Annotated in this window: 24 protein-coding genes; 11 read left to right on the top strand and 13 right to left on the bottom strand. The window is 36.9% G+C overall.

The features are described from left to right. Positions 1 to 19: 19 nt before the first annotated feature. Positions 20 to 859, top strand: a complete 840-nt coding sequence (locus tag Q3V31_RS21885; RefSeq protein ID WP_001015152.1) for an alpha/beta fold hydrolase — start codon at positions 20 to 22, stop codon at positions 857 to 859. Positions 860 to 924: 65 nt separating this feature from the next. Here the strand turns inward: Q3V31_RS21885 and Q3V31_RS21880 are convergent, their stop codons facing one another. Continuing rightward, positions 925 to 1,176, bottom strand: a complete 252-nt coding sequence (locus Q3V31_RS21880; RefSeq protein WP_000537628.1) for a YugE family protein — start codon at positions 1,174 to 1,176, stop codon at positions 925 to 927. 118 nt (positions 1,177 to 1,294) lie between these two features. Here Q3V31_RS21880 and Q3V31_RS21875 point away from each other — a divergent pair, with 118 nt between their 5' ends. Next, positions 1,295 to 2,446 carry a MalY/PatB family protein gene (locus tag Q3V31_RS21875; RefSeq protein ID WP_001175867.1) on the top strand — a complete coding sequence of 384 codons (1,152 nt, stop codon included), beginning with the start codon at positions 1,295 to 1,297 and terminating at the stop codon, positions 2,444 to 2,446. A gap of 28 nt (positions 2,447 to 2,474) precedes the next feature. Here Q3V31_RS21875 and sodC read toward each other — a convergent pair whose 3' ends face one another. Continuing rightward, the gene (sodC, locus tag Q3V31_RS21870; protein ID WP_000746500.1) at positions 2,475 to 3,014 is read right to left on the bottom strand and encodes a superoxide dismutase [Cu-Zn]; all 540 of its coding nucleotides are present in this window, start codon (positions 3,012 to 3,014) and stop codon (positions 2,475 to 2,477) included. 68 nt (positions 3,015 to 3,082) lie between these two features. Beyond that, on the bottom strand, positions 3,083 to 3,259 hold the full coding sequence (locus Q3V31_RS21865; RefSeq protein ID WP_000982767.1) for a hypothetical protein: 177 nt from the start codon (positions 3,257 to 3,259) through the stop codon (positions 3,083 to 3,085). 171 nt (positions 3,260 to 3,430) lie between these two features. Between Q3V31_RS21865 and kapB the strand changes: the two genes are divergently transcribed. After that, complete coding sequence (gene kapB / locus Q3V31_RS21860) at positions 3,431 to 3,814, top strand: kinase-associated lipoprotein KapB (protein WP_001209324.1); 384 nt, start codon at positions 3,431 to 3,433, stop codon at positions 3,812 to 3,814. 40 nt (positions 3,815 to 3,854) lie between these two features. On the opposite strand, the gene kapD is transcribed toward kapB, so the two are convergent. Next, entirely contained in the window at positions 3,855 to 4,478 is a 624-nt protein-coding gene (gene kapD / locus Q3V31_RS21855) for a 3'-5' exonuclease KapD (RefSeq protein WP_000344315.1), read from the bottom strand. Between the two features lie 290 nt (positions 4,479 to 4,768). Between kapD and Q3V31_RS21850 the strand changes: the two genes are divergently transcribed. Further along, positions 4,769 to 6,094, top strand: coding sequence for an ArsB/NhaD family transporter (locus Q3V31_RS21850; protein ID WP_139265960.1), 1,326 nt, complete (start codon positions 4,769 to 4,771; stop codon positions 6,092 to 6,094). Between the two features lie 177 nt (positions 6,095 to 6,271). Here Q3V31_RS21850 and Q3V31_RS21845 read toward each other — a convergent pair whose 3' ends face one another. Then, on the bottom strand, positions 6,272 to 6,739 hold the full coding sequence (locus Q3V31_RS21845) for a hypothetical protein (protein ID WP_329767184.1): 468 nt from the start codon (positions 6,737 to 6,739) through the stop codon (positions 6,272 to 6,274). 118 nt (positions 6,740 to 6,857) lie between these two features. On the opposite strand from Q3V31_RS21845, the gene Q3V31_RS21840 reads away from it, so the two are divergent. Then, positions 6,858 to 7,571: a DNA alkylation repair protein gene (locus Q3V31_RS21840; RefSeq protein ID WP_016130773.1), complete on the top strand. Its 714-nt coding sequence runs from the start codon at positions 6,858 to 6,860 to the stop codon at positions 7,569 to 7,571. Positions 7,572 to 7,916: 345 nt separating this feature from the next. Beyond that, the gene (locus Q3V31_RS21835) at positions 7,917 to 9,293 is read left to right on the top strand and encodes a glycine--tRNA ligase (protein WP_000287156.1); all 1,377 of its coding nucleotides are present in this window, start codon (positions 7,917 to 7,919) and stop codon (positions 9,291 to 9,293) included. A 36-nt stretch (positions 9,294 to 9,329) separates the two neighbouring features. Here Q3V31_RS21835 and Q3V31_RS21830 read toward each other — a convergent pair whose 3' ends face one another. Continuing rightward, positions 9,330 to 9,713 carry a hotdog fold thioesterase gene (locus tag Q3V31_RS21830; RefSeq protein WP_000047694.1) on the bottom strand — a complete coding sequence of 128 codons (384 nt, stop codon included), beginning with the start codon at positions 9,711 to 9,713 and terminating at the stop codon, positions 9,330 to 9,332. Between the two features lie 97 nt (positions 9,714 to 9,810). Between Q3V31_RS21830 and Q3V31_RS21825 the strand changes: the two genes are divergently transcribed. Continuing rightward, the gene (locus tag Q3V31_RS21825; RefSeq protein ID WP_016130774.1) at positions 9,811 to 10,554 is read left to right on the top strand and encodes a DUF3298 and DUF4163 domain-containing protein; all 744 of its coding nucleotides are present in this window, start codon (positions 9,811 to 9,813) and stop codon (positions 10,552 to 10,554) included. A 50-nt stretch (positions 10,555 to 10,604) separates the two neighbouring features. After that, positions 10,605 to 11,198 carry a biotin transporter BioY gene (locus Q3V31_RS21820; protein WP_001252155.1) on the top strand — a complete coding sequence of 198 codons (594 nt, stop codon included), beginning with the start codon at positions 10,605 to 10,607 and terminating at the stop codon, positions 11,196 to 11,198. A gap of 41 nt (positions 11,199 to 11,239) precedes the next feature. On the opposite strand, the gene galU is transcribed toward Q3V31_RS21820, so the two are convergent. Continuing rightward, positions 11,240 to 12,127 (bottom strand): UTP--glucose-1-phosphate uridylyltransferase GalU, encoded by an 888-nt coding sequence (galU, locus tag Q3V31_RS21815; RefSeq protein WP_000757821.1) that lies wholly within the window; start codon positions 12,125 to 12,127, stop codon positions 11,240 to 11,242. Between the two features lie 152 nt (positions 12,128 to 12,279). Beyond that, positions 12,280 to 14,004 carry a phospho-sugar mutase gene (locus tag Q3V31_RS21810; RefSeq protein ID WP_329767183.1) on the bottom strand — a complete coding sequence of 575 codons (1,725 nt, stop codon included), beginning with the start codon at positions 14,002 to 14,004 and terminating at the stop codon, positions 12,280 to 12,282. Between the two features lie 143 nt (positions 14,005 to 14,147). Between Q3V31_RS21810 and cdaS the strand changes: the two genes are divergently transcribed. Beyond that, on the top strand, positions 14,148 to 14,753 hold the full coding sequence (cdaS, locus tag Q3V31_RS21805) for a sporulation-specific diadenylate cyclase CdaS (RefSeq protein ID WP_001158736.1): 606 nt from the start codon (positions 14,148 to 14,150) through the stop codon (positions 14,751 to 14,753). Between the two features lie 146 nt (positions 14,754 to 14,899). Here the strand turns inward: cdaS and pepA are convergent, their stop codons facing one another. The 5 genes from pepA to Q3V31_RS21780 form a co-directional block, all read right to left on the bottom strand. Further along, positions 14,900 to 16,384 carry a cytosol aminopeptidase gene (gene pepA, locus Q3V31_RS21800; RefSeq protein WP_000487971.1) on the bottom strand — a complete coding sequence of 495 codons (1,485 nt, stop codon included), beginning with the start codon at positions 16,382 to 16,384 and terminating at the stop codon, positions 14,900 to 14,902. A gap of 126 nt (positions 16,385 to 16,510) precedes the next feature. After that, positions 16,511 to 17,137: a 3D domain-containing protein gene (locus Q3V31_RS21795; RefSeq protein WP_002094369.1), complete on the bottom strand. Its 627-nt coding sequence runs from the start codon at positions 17,135 to 17,137 to the stop codon at positions 16,511 to 16,513. Between the two features lie 86 nt (positions 17,138 to 17,223). Then, positions 17,224 to 17,541: a YuiB family protein gene (locus tag Q3V31_RS21790; protein WP_000027018.1), complete on the bottom strand. Its 318-nt coding sequence runs from the start codon at positions 17,539 to 17,541 to the stop codon at positions 17,224 to 17,226. Continuing rightward, positions 17,538 to 18,044, bottom strand: a complete 507-nt coding sequence (locus Q3V31_RS21785) for an NUDIX hydrolase (protein WP_000415329.1) — start codon at positions 18,042 to 18,044, stop codon at positions 17,538 to 17,540. The genes Q3V31_RS21790 and Q3V31_RS21785 overlap by 4 nt, the downstream gene beginning before the upstream one ends. Positions 18,045 to 18,166: 122 nt before the next feature. Then, positions 18,167 to 19,375 carry an NAD(P)/FAD-dependent oxidoreductase gene (locus Q3V31_RS21780; RefSeq protein WP_000856617.1) on the bottom strand — a complete coding sequence of 403 codons (1,209 nt, stop codon included), beginning with the start codon at positions 19,373 to 19,375 and terminating at the stop codon, positions 18,167 to 18,169. Between the two features lie 461 nt (positions 19,376 to 19,836). Between Q3V31_RS21780 and Q3V31_RS21775 the strand changes: the two genes are divergently transcribed. Both Q3V31_RS21775 and Q3V31_RS21770 read left to right on the top strand, forming a co-directional pair. Then, positions 19,837 to 20,826, top strand: coding sequence for an NAD(P)/FAD-dependent oxidoreductase (locus Q3V31_RS21775; RefSeq protein WP_000829781.1), 990 nt, complete (start codon positions 19,837 to 19,839; stop codon positions 20,824 to 20,826). A 198-nt stretch (positions 20,827 to 21,024) separates the two neighbouring features. Further along, entirely contained in the window at positions 21,025 to 21,501 is a 477-nt protein-coding gene (locus tag Q3V31_RS21770) for a GyrI-like domain-containing protein (RefSeq protein WP_000662578.1), read from the top strand. Positions 21,502 to 21,586 lie beyond the last annotated feature (85 nt).

The raw sequence follows: 21,586 nt of genomic DNA, 5'->3' as shown, positions 1-21,586 counted from the left end.
ATCAATGGAGTGACAAAAAATGAACCATGAATGCAAATGCCCTTACTTCACTTTTTCCACTCGCGGCACTACTATTCATTACGAATTGTATGAACATAATAATAAAAAAGAGCGACCTACTTTCGTACTCGTTCACGGCTTCCTATCTTCCTCATTTAGCTATCGACGACTCATTCCTTTACTAACAAAGGAAGGCACAGTAATCGCCCTTGATTTACCACCATTCGGAAAAAGTGATAAATCTCATCTCTTTAAGTATTCTTATCACAATTTAGCAACGATTATTATCGATTTAATTGAACATTTATCTCTCTCAAATATTGTATTAGTTGGTCATTCTATGGGTGGGCAAATTTCTCTCTATGTAAACCGTATACGTCCTGAACTAATCTCAAAGACGATTTTACTATGTAGCTCTAGCTATTTAGCACGCGCAAACTTACCTTTAATGTATTCTTCTTATTTACCGTTCTTTCATTTATACGTAAAGAACTGGATTATACGGCGCGGTATCGTTCACAACTTAATGAATGTCGTTCATGATCACTCATTAATTGACGATGAAATGAAAGAAGGTTACTCCGCCCCTTTTTATGATGATCGTATATTCCCTGCCCTAACTCGAATGATAAGGGACCGTGAAGGTGACCTATCTTCAACTGAATTACAAAAAATCGAAACACCAGTATTACTCATTTGGGGTGAAAAAGATCGCGTCGTCCCTGTACATGTAGGACACCGTCTCCATAAAGATTTACCTAATTCAACATTTATCTCTTACGAAAATACAGGGCACTTACTACCAGAAGAAAAGCCCGAGCATGTTTATGAAGAAATCATGACGTTTTCCGCACTGTGAAGCGCAACTTTAATCAATCCGAACGAACTAAAATAAACAAAAAGGCTGTCGTAAATTCCGACAGCCTACAATGAACAACTTCCGCCTTCTTTTATTACAAGTAATTCCACAGCTAACTTCTCACATTTTTCAAGCGCTGGTACTTCCTCAAAAGACATAAAGTATATATGTTGAATCTTTTTGGCGATGTATTTTGGATCGTCAAACACACTTACGACGTTCACAACATCGCTCGCTTCTGTTTCATAAAACTCCGGCCCCATTTGAAACGGATCCCAATTCTTCACAAACTCTATCATCTTTTCATATGTACCCATTCGCTTCCCGCCTTTTCACTTTTTAATACTTTTCTTTATCCTATCACATCAGCTATTCTATAAGAAGAGAGAGAACTTTCATAACTTTAACGGTTTTACAGAAGAAGGGGGCAAACATATGCAACTATTTCATAAAACGGTAAATCGGCGTGGTACACACAGTACAAAATGGGATACATATAAAAACGAAGAACTTCTCCATGCCTGGATTGCAGATATGGATTTTGAAGTACCAAAACCAATTCAAACTGCATTACAACAGCGTATAGAACATCCTATTTTCGGCTATACAATTCCTCCAGAAAATATTGGGGATATTATTTGCGATTGGACAAAAAGCCAATACGATTGGGATATAAAAAAAGAGTGGATTGTATTTAGTGCAGGCATCGTTCCAGCTCTTAGTACGAGCATACAAGCATTAACGCAAGAAGGAGAATCTGTACTTATACAACCTCCTATTTACCCACCATTTTTTGAAATGGTCAAAACAAATAATAGACAATTATGTGAGAGTCCCTTGTTTAAACAAAATGGCACATATAAGATAGACTTCGAGCATCTAGAAACTCAATTTAAACAAGGTGTAAAACTAATGCTTCTTTGTAGCCCTCACAATCCTATTGGACGTGTTTGGACGAAAAATGAACTAACAAAGCTCGGTTCTTTATGTACGCAATATAATGTAACCGTTGTCGCCGATGAAATTCACGCCGATATTATTTATAAAGGCCATACTCATACACCGTTTGCTTCTTTATCTGAAGAATTAGCAGCATGCACTATTACTTGTATGGCTCCGAGCAAAACATTTAATATCGCTGGATTACAAGCATCAATCATTATTATTCCGAATGAAAATCTCCGTAATGCCTTTATGTCTATCCAACATAGACAAGGATTTCACGGATTAAATACATTTGCTTATACAGCAATGCAAAGCGCGTATACAGAATGTAATGATTGGCTAAATGAAATTCGATTGTACGTTGAAGATAATGCTCAATTTGCTTGTGAGTATATTCAAAATCACATACCAGCTCTTTCTGTAATTAAACCAGAAGGTAGTTTTTTACTGTGGATTGATTGTTCCCGCTTGAACCTTTCTCAAGATGAACGAACAGCATTACTTGAAGAGAAAGGTAAAATCATCGTTGAACCTGGTGAGAAATACGGGACAGGCGGGGAAACCCATATCCGAATTAACATAGGCTGCCCACGATCTGTTTTAGAAGAAATTTTAAACAGACTACACCATACATTCTCATAACAACAAAAGCTACCTTTCACGGTAGCTTCTACTTTTTCTTCATATCCGACGCTTTTTTAACAATAACCCCACAAGCAATTCGGTCACCAGATTTTCCTACTGGTTGTGTCATGCCATCATCAGCGTTTTCTGTAATAATAATAGACGCGCCATCTTTCCTATGAATCGTCGTTTTTCCTTCTTCAAGCGTTATATGCGGCGCATCGATTTCTGCTTTAATCTTTCCAGAACCATCCGCCACTACATTCGGTAAATCACCATTTTCCGCACCTTTTGGGTTGAGGAGCCCATGTTTTTTATTATCTGGATTAAAATGATTCCCAGATGATTCGAAACTAGGCGCTTTACACTCTCCGATTTCGTGTACATGTAGCCCGTGCGGCCCTGGTGTAAACCCTTCGGCTTTGATCGTAATTTTCACTCCACTTGTTTGCTGAGCTACTTTTGCAGTCCCAACTTCATCACCTGAAGCATTATGTAATTTCACATCAATTTCTTTCGGCTTCCCTTGGTCACAACCCGCCATTAGAAATAATAAACAACAACTGAAAAAAAGCCGTTTTTTCATTCTATTCCCTCCAAAATACTTTCTGCCCTTAGATTGTCCGAGCATAGAGGGAAACATACAAAAATGAATTACTGTTTCTTTTCAGCTAAAAGCTTTTCTTCTACTTTCTGCAATCGCTCTGCTTCTCGTTTTGATATACGAATAAACATACGCCACGTAGCAACCGCACCGACGATAAATAGAACGCAAACAATACCTGGAATAATATACTCCGTTTTATCTTCAGGAAAATATAAAGGCATCATATACAACACTCCTTATTAGGGAATTTATGAAAAGAATCAACATCAGAATTTTCTGTCATATCATTTTAAATTATAGTTGAAGCCTGTCATATTCTCAAGGATATTCAAAAATCAACTGATTTCTTTGACTCCTTCTTATACTTTCCTTACTATAAACTTGAGGTGAAAAATATGAGAGAAACATTTGAAATTGGTGAAATCGTTACGGGTATTTATAAAACAGGAAAATACATAGGCGAAATTACAAATAGCCGTCCTGGCAGTTACGTCGTAAAAGTATTAGCTGTTTTAAAACATCCGGTGCAAGGGGATTTACATAATGTAAAACAAGCTGACGTACCATTTTTCCATGAAAGACGCGCTTTAGCTTTTCGTGAACAGACGAACATTCCAGAGCAAATGGTGAAGAAATATGAAGGAGAAATTCCGGATTATACAGAGTCACTAAAATTAGCATTAGAAACACAAATGAATTCATTTTCTGAAGATGATTCACCTTTTGCGGGGCGTAGTTTAGAAACACTTCAGCAATTAAAGCAAGATTACAAACTTTAAAAAACAAAACGACCAAATTACATGTTGTGCAATTTGGTCGTTACTGTGTACTCACGTTCTTTAACACTTTCGAAAAATCAACAAGTTCCCCTAATGTCGGAGGTGCTGGTTTGACTAAATACTCTTTATCTTTTTCTACTAACTTAAAAATATTATATGTCGTCATTGCATCATCAAGCGCACAATGATGCTTTCCTGTTCCTGCTTTTCCATACGCCTCAATTGCTTTCCATAGTCCTGTTTGATTTCTCTCTCCAAAAAACTTCTTATACTCAAGCGATAAATCACGACACTGTCCAAAGAATGGAAATTCTAAGCCCGCCATTTCGCAGTTATGCTTTAAGACTTTCATATCCATATTTCCCCACGTTACAATTGTCGGTTTACACCTCTTTTCATATTCTGCAAGTTTCTCAACAAGTTCATGAAAAGAAATTCCTTTATCCACTACTTCCTGTTTAATTCCTAAAAATTTTTTACATCGATCCGTTAAGGACGGAAATGTTTTTGGCCTGACATGTGCTGCATACGTATCTTCCACCTTACAACCAACAACTGAAACGAGTCCTACCTCGATAATTTCTGGGAAAAAACCTTTTGGCTTTTTTCTATGCTGGGGCATCGTAAACTCAAAGTCTAAAAATAAAAATTGTTGTTCATCCATACGATCCCTTCCTTATCATCTTTGTCATTCCTTTCTATTTGACACTCCTACACGAACAAGCTCGAATGCTGATTCCATTTGAAATATTCAGATTGGATGTATCTTATATATATGTCAAATGCCCACAAATATTTTTAAAAATAAGAAAAAATGACCTATGCAGAAAATATGACAAAATAAACCCTTTCATTTACATCCGCCATTTTTCTACTTTATAATGACGTTATATGTGTTTCATCTAGTTAATTTTTTGACACACTAAGAAAAGTGAATGAAAGGAGATGAGAGTTTTGCACGAAACAACGCAAGAGCTCGCAAACTGGCAGTATTATTTCGCTATCGCAGTCTTTTTAATTACATATGCCATTATTATTTCTGAAAAAATTAACCGTGCTGTCATCGCACTTCTTGGTGCAGCATTCATGGTGATTGCAGGGGTCGTTGACTTACACAATGCCTTTACGAAACATATTGAATGGGGAACTATTACGTTACTCATCGGTATGATGATACTGGTAAACATTACAAGTAAGTCAGGTGTCTTCCAATACGTTGCCATTAAAGCCGCAAAAGGAGCTCAAGGAAATCCAATTAAAATTTTAATTTCACTTTCCTTACTTACCGCGCTTGGCTCCGCATTTTTAGATAACGTTACAACAGTACTTCTTGTTGTTCCAGTTACTTTATCTATTACGCGCATCTTGCAAGTAAATCCTGTTCCATATTTACTTTCTGAAATTATTTTTTCAAATATCGGAGGAACAGCAACATTAATTGGTGATCCACCAAATATTATGATTGGTTCTGCAAATAAGCATTTAGATTTCAATGCTTTCTTACTAAACTTAGCACCAATCGTAATTATTATCATTGCAGTAACAGCAACAATGCTTTACTTCATGTACCGTAAGCAATTAATTGCTGACCCTGTACAAATTAAGAAATTAATGAGCTTAGATGAAAAACAATACATTAAAGATCCAGTATTAATGAAAAAATCTTTAACAGTACTTGGACTTACGATTGTAGGTTTCATGACTCATTCTATTTTCCATATTGATGCAGCTATCATCGCCTTAACTGGTGCTACTGTCCTTATGTTAATCGGTGTGAAAGAACATGAAATTGAAGAAGTATTCGCTAGCGTAGAATGGATAACAATCTTCTTCTTCGCGGGACTATTCGTACTCGTTGGAGGACTTATCGATATCGGTCTTATCAAAATGTTAGCTCAAAAAGTAATCGGAATAACAGGCGGGGATATTTCTCAAGCATCTATCCTTATTCTATGGGTATCTGGTATCGCCTCTGCAACAATCGATAACATTCCATTCGTTGCAACAATGATCCCACTTATTAACGATATGGCAGTTGGGCTAGGTTTATCACCTTCTGACGCACAAATCGACGTACTATGGTGGGCATTAGCATTAGGTGCTTGCCTAGGTGGAAACGGAACATTAATTGGGGCTTCTGCTAACGTAATCGTAGCCGGAATCGCAAGTCGTGAAGGACATAAATTCAGCTACATGGAATTCCTTAAAGTCGGCTTCCCAATTATGATCGTTTCATTAATCATTTCTCACATTTACATTTATTTACGCTACCTTATGTAGTAGAAAAAGGGGCTGTCCTATGTGGCAGCCCTTTTTCTCTTGGTAAATGGGATTATATTAATGATTTGTCGAATATATCTATCACAAATCACAATATATCAACGATTTTACACAAAATATCGATTTATCGAAAAAGAGCCATTCCAAAACATCTTTGGAACAGCTCCCTACATATATCTACTCGTTATATCTCACCGGCTCATTCCGAATAATGAACAAATGAATCGGCAAGAAAACCGAAAACGTGATTGTATGAATAATTGTAAATAATATAGAGTTCGTTCCGTATCTGTCTAAAATAGCGTAGATGAGATAAATGGACAACACAATCGATACAGCTGTTGCTAGTAAACTTATAATTGGTACGAAATTAAAAATGAAACATGCGACATATATGCCGAATACTTTCCACCCTGCTTCTTCTTTTAAGAAATCTGGTAATTTGTCTTTTGCCAAGTCACCCCACGTCTTACTATTTAAAAAAGGAATAAAAGCAAGAACACCATCCGTCGCCCCATCATTTTTCGCCATCGTATAAAGTGCAAAAGCCGTTAACAAATACAAAATAATTGCCCAAATTAATATAACAACAATAAACGCAAAACTAAGAGCAAAGAAACCTGCTAGTACGCTTTGATCTTCCATCTTATCCTCTCCTCTCTACTCTCAACATATTTCATTACATTGCAAGTTATGTTTTAAAATTCACCCAAACTCTCTGTATAATAAAATAAGAAAGATAATAAGAGAGGAGAACGTACTTATGCATCCATTTGTAAAAGCATTACAAGAGCACTTCACAGCAAATCAAAACCCAGAAAAAGCAGAACCAATGGCACGTTATATGAAAAATCACTTCCCGTTTCTCGGTATTCAAACACCTGAAAGAAGACAATTATTGAAAGACGTTATTCAAATACATACTCTCCCAGATAAAAAAGACTTCCAAATTATCGTACGTGAGCTTTGGGATTTACCAGAACGTGAATTTCAGGCAGCTGCACTTGATATTATGCAAAAATATAAAAAGCATATAAACGAAACTCATATCCCATTTCTAGAAGAACTTATTGTCACAAAATCTTGGTGGGACTCTGTTGATAGCATCGTTCCTACATTTTTAGGGACTATCTTTTTAAAACACCCAGAATTAATTTCTGCCTATATTCCAAAGTGGATTGCATCAGATAACATATGGTTACAACGTGCCGCAATTTTATTCCAGCTAAAATATAAACAAAAGATGGATGAAGAACTTCTTTTCTGGATTATCGGACAACTACATTCTTCAAAAGAATTTTTCATTCAAAAAGCGATTGGCTGGGTCCTTCGCGAATATGCAAAAACAAAGCCCGATGTCGTTTGGGAATACGTACAAAATAACGAGCTTGCCTCACTTAGTAAGCGCGAAGCAATTAAGCACATTAAACAAAATTACGGAATAAATAACGAAAAAATAGGCGAGACTCTATCATAGATAGACGCGTTCCTCTATTGAGATTTAAAAAAGAACGTGTTAGAATATGTTCATTATTATTAATATAAGTAGCGATGACGGACTTATAAGTACTTGCACAAAAGCGATTTGGGGATAGTGAAAGCCTGAAGCCGCAAGGAAACGGCAGTCTCGAGCAATACATTATAAAGTGGATGCGCATTTTGTGCATCAACTAGGGTGGAACCGCGGGCAAACGCTCGTCCCTAGGCAATTAAGCCTTGGGATGAGCGTTTTTTTATGTTCTTTAAAGCATATACTGCTCGTTTCACAAGTACCAGAGTACGTCATCGCAAATACGTTAACTTTCAAAAGGAGGATTTTATTATGTATTCAATGGAACAAGTTGTAAACTTAGCGAAACATCGCGGTTTCGTTTTCCCTGGTTCTGAAATTTACGGTGGTCTTGCAAACACTTGGGATTACGGTCCACTTGGAATCGAATTAAAAAATAACGTTAAAAAAGCTTGGTGGAAAAAATTCATTCAAGAATCTCCATACAACGTTGGTTTAGACGCAGCTATTTTAATGAACCCAAAAACTTGGATCGCTTCTGGTCACGTTGGTAACTTCAACGATCCAATGATCGACTGTAAAAAATGTAAAGCGCGTCACCGTGCTGACAAATTAATTGAAGATGCATTAGATGCAAAAGGCATCGAAATGGTTGTTGATGGTCTTACTTTCGACCAAATGGCTGATTTAATGAAAGAACATGAAGTAAAATGTCCTGATTGTGGTAGCCAAGAATTCACTGAAATCCGTCAGTTCAACTTAATGTTCAAAACATTCCAAGGTGTTACAGAGTCTAGCACGAACGAAATCTTCCTTCGTCCTGAAACAGCACAAGGTATTTTCGTAAACTTTAAAAACGTACAACGCTCTATGCGTAAAAAACTTCCATTTGGTATCGGCCAAATCGGTAAAAGTTTCCGTAACGAAATCACACCTGGTAACTTCACATTCCGTACACGTGAATTCGAACAAATGGAACTTGAATTCTTCTGTAAGCCTGGTGAAGATTTAGAGTGGTTCGCATTCTGGCGTGAAACTTGTAAGAACTGGTTACTTTCACTTGGTATGACTGAAGAAAGCATGCGTCTTCGTGACCACGGTGAAGAGGAATTATCTCACTACAGTAACGCAACAACTGATATTGAATTCAGATTCCCATTCGGTTGGGGCGAACTATGGGGCGTTGCATCTCGTACAGACTTCGATTTAAAACGTCACATGGAACACTCTAACGAAGACTTTAACTATATCGATCCACAAACGAATGAGCGTTACGTACCGTACTGCATCGAGCCATCTTTAGGTGCTGACCGCGTAACATTAGCATTCTTATGTGATGCATATGAAGAAGAGCAATTAGAAAACGATTCTCGTACAGTTCTTCGTTTCCACCCTGCTTTAGCACCATACAAAGCAGCTATCTTACCATTATCTAAAAAGCTATCTGAAGGTGCTACTGAAGTATTCGCAGAACTAGCTAAAGACTTCATGGTAGACTTTGACGAAACTGGTTCTATCGGTAAACGTTACCGTCGTCAAGACGAAATCGGTACACCATTCTGTATCACTTATGACTTCGACTCTGTTGAAGACAAAGCTGTTACAGTACGTGACCGTGACACAATGGAACAAGTTCGTATGCCAATTAGCGAGCTAAAAGGTTTCTTAGAGAAAAAAATCCAGTTCTAATTATAAAAAAGAGGCGCTCTATTGAGCCGCCTCTTTTTACTTTTCACGTTTTTCTTTAATTGCTACTGTACATCTTGAAATACATAATAAATCGTCGTTTTCATCAATGATACGAATATCCCAAACCATCGTTGAATGCCCTCTATGTATCGGTGTACCAATCGCTGTTACAATTCCGTCTTTCTTTGAACGAATATGATTTGCATTAATTTCTAAACCAAAACAAATACATTTCTCTTGATCAATTAAATTGTATGAACCAACGCTTGCTACCGTTTCTGCTAATGCAAGAGATGCACCACCGTGTAAAAATCCAAATGGCTGGTGCGTGCGCTCATCAACAGGCATCGTAGCAACCACCTTATCTTCTGTCATCTCTAACAACTCAATTCCAAGCGAATCCATTAAAGTTTTTGACATATCGTTTCCCCCTTTTCCTCACTTTTAATTAAATGTATATTTTTACCTATTTACTTTCAAACTACCTATAACACTTATATAAGGAGGTTTCACCTAAATGAAACAGAAATTTTATATACTATTGCTTATGTTCTCCTTGCTGACTATTGTACCAAATTGCGCACTAGCAGCCAAAGCATCTAACCTGACAATCGACGTTCAGACTGTAACGCAAAAAGGTAAGAAACCTTATATAGAATATCAAATTAATAGGCCTTCCTTTCACAACTTTTCTGACTCGAAATTTCAAAATAAGCTGAATTCCTATTACAAAAACTCTACTGCCAAATTTAAAAGTAAATTAGAAAAAGAAGCGAAGAAATATTATAAAGAAACAGAAGGATCTAGTACACCTTTCCATCCATACGTTGCAAATGTTGACTATAAAGTAGCTTTAAATAAACGACCTTTTCTAAGTCTATATGTGAATTACTATCAATATACAGGCGGAGCGCATGGGCTTTATACGTGGAAAGCACATACATTTGATTTAAACGAAAAAAAATTATTACACTTAGACGATTTATTTCAACAAGAAGACAAATATAAAGAAGTAATCCGTGCTGAGATTGTAAGACAAATTAAACAAAATGAAGGCATTTATTTTCCTGATGCAGTCGAAAAAGTAACGAGCACAAAAAGGTTTCATTATTTTTTAGAACCAGATAATCTTGTGATTTATTTCCCCTTATATGAGATTGCTCCTTATTCAAGCGGAATCCCGCAATTTCATATTCCATATACGTTGCTAAGAGACTACTTAAAGCCTTCTTATCAAAATATTTTGATTGACAACAAGTAAATATTTTCGCTACGATAATGTTAACCTAAAAACAACAGGAGGTTAACATTATGAGAAGATTTCATGTTTTAGATTTAGCATTAGCTGCCATGTTCGTCGCTCTTATGGCTATTGGTGCAAATATTGTATCTTGGGCACCATTCCTGCAAGTGGCGGGCATCCCATTATCTATGCAACCATTTTTCGCAATTTTAGCAGGGCTTCTTCTTGGAAGTAGACTTGGCGCATTATCAATGACTGTTTACATGCTTGTTGGAGTAGCAGGTGCACCAATCTTCGCTAACTTCAAAGCTGGATTTGGAGCACTTTTAGATCCTACTGGTGGTTTTATTATTGCATTTATTATCGTTGCTTACGTATCAGGAAAAATAGTAGAACAAAAAGAACGACCAACATTCAGCACCTTTGCACTTGCTTCGTTCACAGGAATTATTTTAACGTATATTATCGGTACTACTTACATGTACGGAGCGGTCAATATTTTCATGGGTGGTAATATGAGTTATAAAGCTGCATGGATGATTATGATGTGGTTCGCAGTAAAAGATATTGTATTTACAATTATCGGCGCTATTATCGCACCTCGCATATACTATGCTGTACGTCGCTCGGCTTATCAGCATTCTCATTCGACGATTTCATAAGAAAAAGGAGTTGTTCCAGTAGGAACAACTCCTTTTTTATACTAAGACTCTTGATTCGTTTGCTCTTCTAAAATTTTCTTCATCATTGTGACCATGTCATCGCGTAATTCTGGGTGTTGCAGAGCCATTTCAATTGTCGTTTGAACGAACCCTAACTTTTCACCTACGTCGTAACGTTTTCCTTCGAAGTCGTAAGCAAATACACGTTGAATTTCATTTAAGCTTTGAATTGCATCCGTTAACTGAATTTCGCCACCCGCTCCAACTTGTTGCTGTTCCAAGAACATAAAGATTTCAGGAGTTAAAATGTAACGTCCCATAATCGCTAAGTTTGAAGGCGCAGTACCTTGCGCTGGCTTCTCAACGAAATTACGAACTTGATAACGACGACCCTCTTGCTCTAATGGATCGATAATTCCGTAGCGATGTGTTTCTGCTTCAGGAACAGTTTGCACACCAATAACAGAAGAAAGTGTTTTGTCATACTCGTCCATTAATTGACGTAAACATGGTTTTTCAGCTTGAACGATATCATCGCCTAATAATACTGCAAACGGCTCATCACCAATGAATTTACGTGCACACCAAACAGCATGTCCTAATCCTTTTGGTTCTTTTTGACGAATGTAATGGATATCTACCATTTTAGAAGAAGCTTGTACTTTTTCAAGTAACTCATACTTTTTCTTCTCTAATAAGTTTTGCTCTAGTTCAAATGCATTATCGAAATGATCTTCGATAGAGCGCTTTCCTTTACCAGTAACGATAATAATATCTTCGATGCCTGATTTTACTGCTTCTTCTACGATGTATTGAATTGTTGGCTTATCTACAATTGGAAGCATTTCTTTTGGCATTGCTTTCGTTGCTGGTAAAAAGCGTGTTCCTAATCCCGCTGCCGGGATAATTGCTTTTCTCACTTTTTTCATGACAAATACCCTCGCTTTTCCTTTTAGTTCTCTTAGTAAGGTGCAAATTTATAACATTATCTCTTAATAATCCTCTACATCATACAAAACTATAAGAAAAGAGGAGGCCGTTCTCCGTTCTCCCCTTTTCCTATCAGTAGCACTCTATTCTATTATAAACGATTCATAATATCTTCTTTAATAGTAAGTAACTTTTGTTCACTATTTTGTAAGGAATCATCTTGTACACCAAAGTAGAATTTAATCTTCGGCTCTGTGCCAGATGGACGTAAGCAGAACCAAGAACCATCTTCTAATTGATATTTTAACACATTTGATTTCGGTAAGTGAATCTCTTCCTTATTTCCATCTTGTAACGTTGTAATGATGCTTTCCTTATAATCCTCAACTGCAACGACTGTTAAACCAGCCACTTCTTTCGGAGGATTCCCGCGGAATGTTGCCATCATCTTTTGAATCTGTTCAGCACCGTCTTTTCCTTTTAACGTTAACGATACAAGATCTTCACGGAAGAAACCGTACTTCTTAAATACTTCTAGCAGACCATCATATAACGTTTTACCTTGTGATTTATAGTACGCAGCTACTTCACATGCGAATAGAACAGATTGCACGGCATCTTTATCACGACAGAATGGACGGATTAAATAACCGTAGCTTTCCTCATAACCGAATTGGAATTCATATTGTCCGCTTTCTTCATACTGTTTAATTTTTTCACCGATAAATTTAAATCCAGTTAACGTATCAACTGTATCTAAACCGTATGCTTTTGCGATTGTACGGCCAATTTCAGACGTTACGATTGTTTTTAAAACAACACCATTTTCTGGAAGTGTTCCATTTTCTTTCTTTTGTGATAATAAGTAATCAAGCATTAACGCACCTGTTTGGTTACCAGTTAACACTTGGAACTCACCATCGTGATTGCGAACTGCTACACCTAGACGGTCTGCATCAGGATCTGTTGCGATTAACACGTCTGCGCCTACTTTTTCACCGTCGCGAATTGCATACTCAAACGCTGCATGCTCTTCTGGATTTGGTGATTTTACTGTAGAGAAGTTTGGATCTGGTAACTCTTGCTCTTTTACAACTGTTACATCTGTAAATCCAACTTCTTCTAAACCACGGCGTACCGAAATATTTGATGTTCCATGTAATGGCGTAAAGACGATTTTTAAGTCTTTACCAACCTTTTGTACCATTTCTTTATTAATAATGACATTGTTCAATTCTGCAGCATATGCATCGTCTACTTCTTGTCCAATAATATGTAATAAACCGTCAGCTTTTAATTGCTCCACATCAGCAACTTCAACTGTTAATTCATCTTCTACTGCATTTACGTAACTAATTAACTCATCAGCTTCTTTTGGAGGCAATTGTCCACCATCGTCACCATATACTTTATAACCATTATATTCAGGCGGATTATGGCTTGCCGTAAGAACGATTCCACTTACTGTATGTAAATGACGAACTGCGAAAGAAAGCACTGGCGTTGGACGTAAGCTTTCAAACACATATGTTGTGATACCGTGTGCACCTAGTGTAGCGGCTACTTCCATTGCAAATTCAGGTGATTTATGACGAGAATCATACGCTACAACAACACCACGTTTCTTCGCTTCTTCACCTAATTTTTCAATAAACCTAGCTAATCCTTTTGTTGCTTTACGAACTGTATATACATTTAATCGGTTCGTACCAGCACCAAGTTCACCACGCATACCACCTGTACCGAACTCTAGATTTTTATAAAAGCTATCCTCAATTTTCTTCTCATCTTGCTTCATGTTTTCTAGCTGTTCTTTTAATTCTGCATCTAATTCTGCATATGAAAGCCAGCGACTAAATTCTTGTTTCCAATCCATGCTTCTATCTCCTCCCACTTGTCATACCTTTATTATATGAAAAAAACAACCTGTATCTCAATATTTTATAAAATCTAGCAGGATTTTACTAGGAATATTTGTATACACTATGATTAAATACTCCACCAAAGGGAATGAGGATTATGCAAGAATGGGGCTTGTCAGAAGAGCTCAAAATACAAACAAAACAAATGATTGAAATTGCTGAAAAAGAATTATCAATTATGAGACAGGCAATTGATAAAGAAGATGAATGTATTTTATGCAAAATGGAAGATATTCATCACATGTTAGCAAATGTACAAACATTGGCAGCTACATACTATATTCAGGCTTATTTATCACCTTATACGGAAAGCTCACAGTTTATCACAAGAGCTGTCCAACATTTAAGCGCCCGAAAGCACGGTGCTCTAATCGTTGTAGAGCGAAACGAGACACTTGAATCTTTCATTCAAACTGGAACAACATTAAATGCTCATTTAACCGCACCGTTACTTGAATCAATTTTTTACCCAGGTAACCCTCTCCATGATGGAGCCATTCTTGTGAAAAATAATCATATTGTCTCAGCTGCTAATATTCTTCCGTTAACGAAAAGTACAGATATTGATCCTGAGCTAGGAACACGTCACAGGGCAGCAATTGGCTTATCAGAAAAAAGTGACGCACTTATATTAGTTGTCTCTGAAGAAACAGGTCGCACTTCATTTGCTTTAAATGGTACGTTATATACGATTTCTTTATAGGGCGAATCCTTCACTATGTAACACTTTTTTGAACAGTACAATAATAAATGAATGAGATCGATTTACCAAAAAAATTGACAATAATCGTACCATGTTAATAATAAAAGGCTGTCTCAAAAAAATTTGAGACAGCCTTTTTTCAAAAATTATTCTTCTCCGAAACGTTCAACAAGTGTTGCAAGTGTACGAACCATTGCACCTGTTGCTCCAGATGGCCCTAAATCATGCGCTCCTGTTGTTTCAGATGTTCCAGCGATATCTAAGTGTACCCATGGTGTGTCTTCAGCGAATTCACCTAGGAATGTCCCAGCCATAACCGCATGTCCTTCACGACCTGGTGAGTTATTTAAATCAGCAAATTTACTGTTTTTGACACGTTCTTTATCGCGCTCGAAAATCGGTAATTGCCAAATTGGCTCATCCGTTTCCATTGATGCTTCTAATACTTGTTCAAACAACTCTTCATTATTTGTCATCGCGCCTGTTGTATGATTTCCAAGTGCAACAATTACACCACCTGTTAATGTTGCAACATCAACTAAGTAATTTGCACCAAGCTTCTTCGCATACGTAATACCGTCAGCTAACGCTAGACGACCTTCTGCATCTGTATTTAATACTTCGATTGTTTTTCCGCTCATAGATGTAATCACATCATCTGGCTTGAATGCAGTACCACTTACAACGTTATCCGTTGATGGAATTACAGCGATAACATTTTGCTCTGGGCGAAGTTCACCGATAATTTCCATCGCACCAAGAACAGCTGCTGCACCGCCCATATCACCTTTCATACCAACCATGCCTTCACGTGGTTTTAAAGAGTAGCCGCCTGTATCGTATGTAATCCCTTTTCCAACGAATCCAATTACATCTGTCCACTCTTCTTTTCCTTTATAAATAAGAGCGATCATTTTCGGTGGCTCTGTACTACCTTGGTTTACTGCAAGTAATGCACCCATACCAAGATCTTCCATCTCTTCTTTCTCAAGAACTTTATAATCCATATCATACTTTTCCGCTAATTCAACCGCATACTCAGCAAGCTTTGTCGCTGTTAATACGTTTGGCGGCATATTTACAAGTGTACGAGCTGAATTCGTTGCACGTCCATGTACGTATCCTACTGTTAATGCAGCTTCAACTTCTTGTGCATCTTCCGCTGTAATAGCCGTAAACTTCTCTAACTCTACACGATCCTTTTTATCTGTTTTATACGTTTGTAATTCATATGTACCAAGACCTTGTACTTCCGCCGCAATATGAGCTACATCAATCGCATCTAATTTATCTGTCACGAAAGAATCAAGTAAGATAGCTGCATCTTGTACTTTTGCTGCTTGTAACGCTTTGAACGCCTTACCAAGAGCCGCACGTAACGTTTCCGTTGTATATGATTCTTTCTTACCTAAGCCAACGAAATAATAACGTTTCACATTTGTTTTTCCTAAACTATGTACTTTTGAAATGGCTTTTTTCTTAGTTGAAAGTTCTTTTTCTTCTAATAAAAATTGTAATTGTCCTTCAAACGCTTTGTCCAGTTCTTGTACAAAACTACTCGTTTTCTCTTCTTCAAATAAGGCAACAATTACCGCTTCATGGCTTGCTAATTCTTTTTGTACTTGAAACATGTTCAAACCCCCTAAATTTCTTTACTCTACGCCTATTATAACTTTATTTTCGATAAAATGCGACAATTCTAACTTCTAATACAATGAAATAAGACAAGAAAAAAGTCTAGCGTTATTACCACTAGACTATCTTTGTTTTAAATATTGACCTCGAAACACTTGCATCGTTTCGTCTTCATTTAACATCGTTAACTCTTCTTCTGTAAACTTACCATTTCCTATTTTCACTACGTATACATTTACCTTTTTCTTCCCCCATTGGCTATAAACATCTTTCACCGTATCATAATATAGATCAAGACGGTTTCCTTTTATAGCGCCACCCTTATCAGCAACAACACCGTATCCGTAATCTGGCACGAATAGAATCGTTCCGATCGGGAATACGCGTAAATCCGCAGCGATTGTGGAATATAAATCCCGTTTCGCTTTAACACCTGAATATGTAATACCATACTCCGGATGTCCCGGGCTCTTACCAGTTGACTCTATTCCTGATGTATAACCAGTTGCAGTCATTTCTATAACACGATATTTAGACCAGTCATTTGCCTGTTCTAAAGCATTTATCACTTCTTTACTCGGAGCAACTTTTTTCCCAATTTCTGCTGCATGTACTTCTTTTGCACTTGTTTCTTCATATGGTTTTATAATCTCTAATAAAGAAACTCCTGTGAAAGCCTTCCATGTTACGCATAATGCGAATGCAAGTAAACAAGTCATCATAATGCGAATACAATATCGTTTTAACATTTTTATATTCCACACTCCTTCATCGTTAATCATTCCCTATACGATGAAGGAATATGCAAAAAAATAATCTCCAAATTGATTGGAGATTAAAACATTTGATATCCACTTTTCCGAAGTTTCTTAATTACGATTCCCGCTAAAGCAGCACCTACTAATCCAGTAGATAGAATAAACATATCTGCTTGTCCTAAATGCGATACACTTGTCCCAAATGAAGAAAATGTTTCTTTTGGCTTTGAAAAATAATCCCACACACTCGCTTTATTAATAATAAGCATACAAACAATTGGATACACAATAACCATTACCCACGTAGCCCGCAAAATCATGTTGAGTAAAAATCCAATTCCAAAAAACAAAATAAAGAATAACATCATTGAAATAAGTAGTACCGGTATACTCACTTCTTCTCCCTCTCCTTCGCATGCGCCGTAAATACGTGATAGGCTGTATAACCAAATTGCTCTCCTGGATTTAATGTTTTGTCCATTTCAAGATGCAATTCTGATCTTCCTTCTAGCAAATATTTAATAAGTACAGACGTATTCGGATCGTCCGCAATCTTATCTGGATGTAAGAACGCCACTTCAGACAATTCCTTCTCCTGTACAATAATGTTTTCTCCTTCAGGCTCCAAAAGGAAAATAATCATATTATCACTAATCTCATTACGAATAACGCCCGATCGAATACCAATAATCCCCTTCACCTGAGCGACAATACCTGTCTCTTCTAACACTTCACGTTTCACAGCTTCATCAACTGTCTCACCTTCATTTACAAAACCAGCCGGTAAAGACCATTTCCCCTTTAATCCACTGTATTTCTTCTTAACAAATAGCCACCTGCCATCTTTTGTTGCTACTAAACCACTAACAGCTAACCACACTTTCCCTCGTTTCTCCATGATGTAATAACCTCCTCCACTAGAACGGACAGAATATTCTTTCTTTTTATATATTATACTATATTTTTAATATGAAAAAAGCAGAAACAGCTCTTAGCCGTTTCTGCTTTTTCTATTATATATTAAAAGAACTTTAATTTACCTTTTTTAAGAACTAATAAAGGTCCACCTAATAAGAATAGGTAACGGTTATCGATTACTTTCTTCATGAAGGAAGCTTTCCAACCTGTTAACTTTTTACCCATAACAACGCCCATTGCATCGTCATGACCTAATGAACATACAGATCCTTTATTGTCGAATGCGAATTTTTTCATTTCGCCTTTGCCACGTACTAATACAGTTAAGTTGTGTGCAATGTTGTAACCTTGTTGAATTGCAATTTGTGCTGTTGGTGGATATGGACGGTTAATTTCTTCGTTAATGATTAACGCAGCGTCACCAACCATGAATACTTCTTCGTATCCTGGAGCGTGCATGTACTCATCAACTTTTACACGTCCGCGCATTGCTTCAAAGCCAGACTCTTCCACAATACCGTTACCACGAACACCTGCAGCCCAAACTACTGTTTCAGACTTAAGTAATTCAGTATCTTCACCGTTTGCTACGATAATACCTTCTTCAGTTGCTTCTTTAATTGCTGTACCAATGCGGAATTCTACGCCTTTTTTCTCAAGTTGTTTCACAGCGTATTCTACTAATGCTGGATCGAAACCAGGAAGTGCTGTTGGAGCAGCTTCTACACAGATAATACGAGCTTTTTCACGTGGTACATTGTACTCTTTGCAAAGTTCTGGAACACGGTTTGCAAGCTCACCTACGTACTCGATACCAGTAAATCCAGCACCACCAACAACGATTGTAACTAACTCATCGCGTTGTTCAGTTGCATATTTAGCGAAACTAGCTTCCATATGCTCACGAATTTGACGAGTTGCATTAATGTTAGCGATTGAGAATGCATGCTCTTTTAATCCTGTAATTCCGAATGTTTCTGATTCGAAACCAAGACCGATTACTAAGTAATCATACTCTAATTCGCCGTCTTTTAAGATAATGCGTTTTTCAGCAGCTTTAATTTCTACTACTGTATCTTGTACAAAGTTCACTTTATTTGTATCGATAACGTCTTGAATATCTAGACAGATTTTTTCATCTTGTAATGTACCAGCTGCGCTCTCGTGTAACCAAGTCGCTTGGTAGTGATAGCTGTTGTTGTTTACTAACGTAATTTCAGCTTCATTTACAGATAATGCTTTTTGCAGACGAACAGTCGTAATCATCCCGCCATAACCTGCACCTAAAACTACGATTTTTGGAGTCTTCACCAAATCACAACCCTTTTCTTTATATAATAGTAATAAAAAATAGTACCAAGTACTAAAAACTCTATTTGTCAAGAATGTGGAATTTATCACATTCTATATCGTAACAAAACGCAGTCAAAAAATCGTACGAAATTTGTCATAGAAATTTAACATAATACTTCCCTATATTAGTCGGTTTTATTCCAGAATTCAAGCACCTAGCGAATTATCAATATTTTAAAATAACATAGCGTTTTCAAGGGTTTTTCAGCCTTTTTTTCATGTATTTTCCTTTCCTTATATTTTATACAATTAAAAAACATCCATGCGAAAACTTACACACAATTCAGTCGTTTTCAGAAGTATTATGAACTCAAATATGCTATCATTTATTTGAAAGTGTCATCATTTGCAGGATTTTCGTGTACATATGAACAATATATGAAATCAATATTAAAATTCCATCTATAGGGGGAATGAAAGTGGCAGAAAATCAAAAAGTTTACGACATAACAATTATTGGTGGTGGCCCAACAGGACTGTTCACAGCATTTTATGGCGGTATGAGACAAGCAAGTGTAAAAATCATTGAAAGCTTACCTCAACTTGGAGGACAATTATCCGCACTCTACCCTGAAAAATACATTTATGATGTAGCTGGATTTCCAAAAGTGCGCGCACAAGAATTAGTTGATAACTTAAAAGAGCAAATGAAGAAATTTGATCCAACCGTTTGTTTAGAAGAAGCTGTTGATACGCTTGAGAAACAAGCTGACGGTATATTTAAACTTGTTACGAATAAGCAAACTCACTATTCTAAATCAGTTATTATTACCGCTGGCAATGGTGCTTTCCAACCACGCCGCTTAGAATTAGAAGGTACAGCAAAATATGAAAAGAAAAACTTACATTATTTCGTTGATGATATGAATAAATTTGCTGGTAAGCGCGTCGTAGTATTTGGCGGCGGCGACTCAGCGGTTGATTGGACAATGATGTTAGAGCCGATCGCTGACAAAGTTACAATCGTTCATCGACGTGATAAATTCCGTGCGCATGAACATAGCGTAGAAAGCTTAATGAATTCTCGTGCAGAAGTAAGCACACCGTACGTTCCAGTAGAACTCATTGGTGATGACAAGATTGAACAAGTAGTTCTTCAGCACGTAAAAACGGAAGAAAAACTTATCATCGATGTTGATGACGTAATCGTAAACTACGGCTTCGTTTCTTCTCTTGGTCCAATTAAAAACTGGGGCTTAGACATTCAAAAGAACAGCATCCTCGTGAATTCAAAAATGGAAACAAATATTCCTGGCATTTATGCTGCCGGTGACATTTGTACATATGAAGGAAAAGTAAAACTCATTGCTTGCGGCTTTGGTGAAGCACCGACAGCAGTAAATAATGCAAAAGCTTACTTCGATCCAAACGCAAAACTCCAACCAATGCATAGCTCAAGTATGTTTTAATATAGAAATGAAAAGAACTCCTTTTACATGAAAGGAGTTCTTTTCATTTCGAGATTCCTAATCGAAATTCCTCCTTTTCATACTCTCCTTTTCCTAAATAAAATACATTTCAACTTACTAAAAAACACTGCTCCCTTCCAAAATATGTTACAATAAAAACAGAACGTATGTTTTATCTAATAAAGGGAGGTTTTATTAATGAAAGAACCGATTATCGTAACAAAAGAAGCTTTCCAAGCAATCGGTGTCTCTATTACGACGACAAACGAAAAAGAGGCATCTACTGAAGGAGAAATTCCAAAGCTTTGGAATCGCTACTTCCAAGAACAAATCATGCATCAAATTCCAGATCAACAAACAAAAGAAACATTCGCCTTCTATTCAAACTACGAATCGGATGAAACCGGTACATATCAATTTACTATTGGCATGCCTGTTTCTTCATTAGAAGACGCTCCTGAAAATATGACAACTTTAACAATACCTGCCGCTACGTATGCGGTATTTACAACGAGAAAAGGCCCTGTGTCTGAAGTCGTGTGCGAAGCTTGGGAATATATTTGGCAATGGTCGAAAGAAAACAAACGCGCTTTTACAACAGATTTCGAACTGTATGATGAAAAAGCAACAGATCCAAATAACGTACAATTGGATATTTACATTGCTTTAGCTTAAAAAAAGATGCCCTTTGGCATCTTTTTTTGTCGTTAAATAGCCACTGTGCAAATCCAACATTATTGTCTACAATGAGAAAGTGCAG

The organism is Bacillus nitratireducens, assembly GCF_036320425.1.
Classification (GTDB): Bacteria; Bacillota; Bacilli; order Bacillales; family Bacillaceae_G; genus Bacillus_A; species Bacillus_A nitratireducens.
The sequence above is the reverse complement of the archived record's forward strand: the minus strand, read 5'-3'. Positions and strand labels throughout refer to the sequence as shown.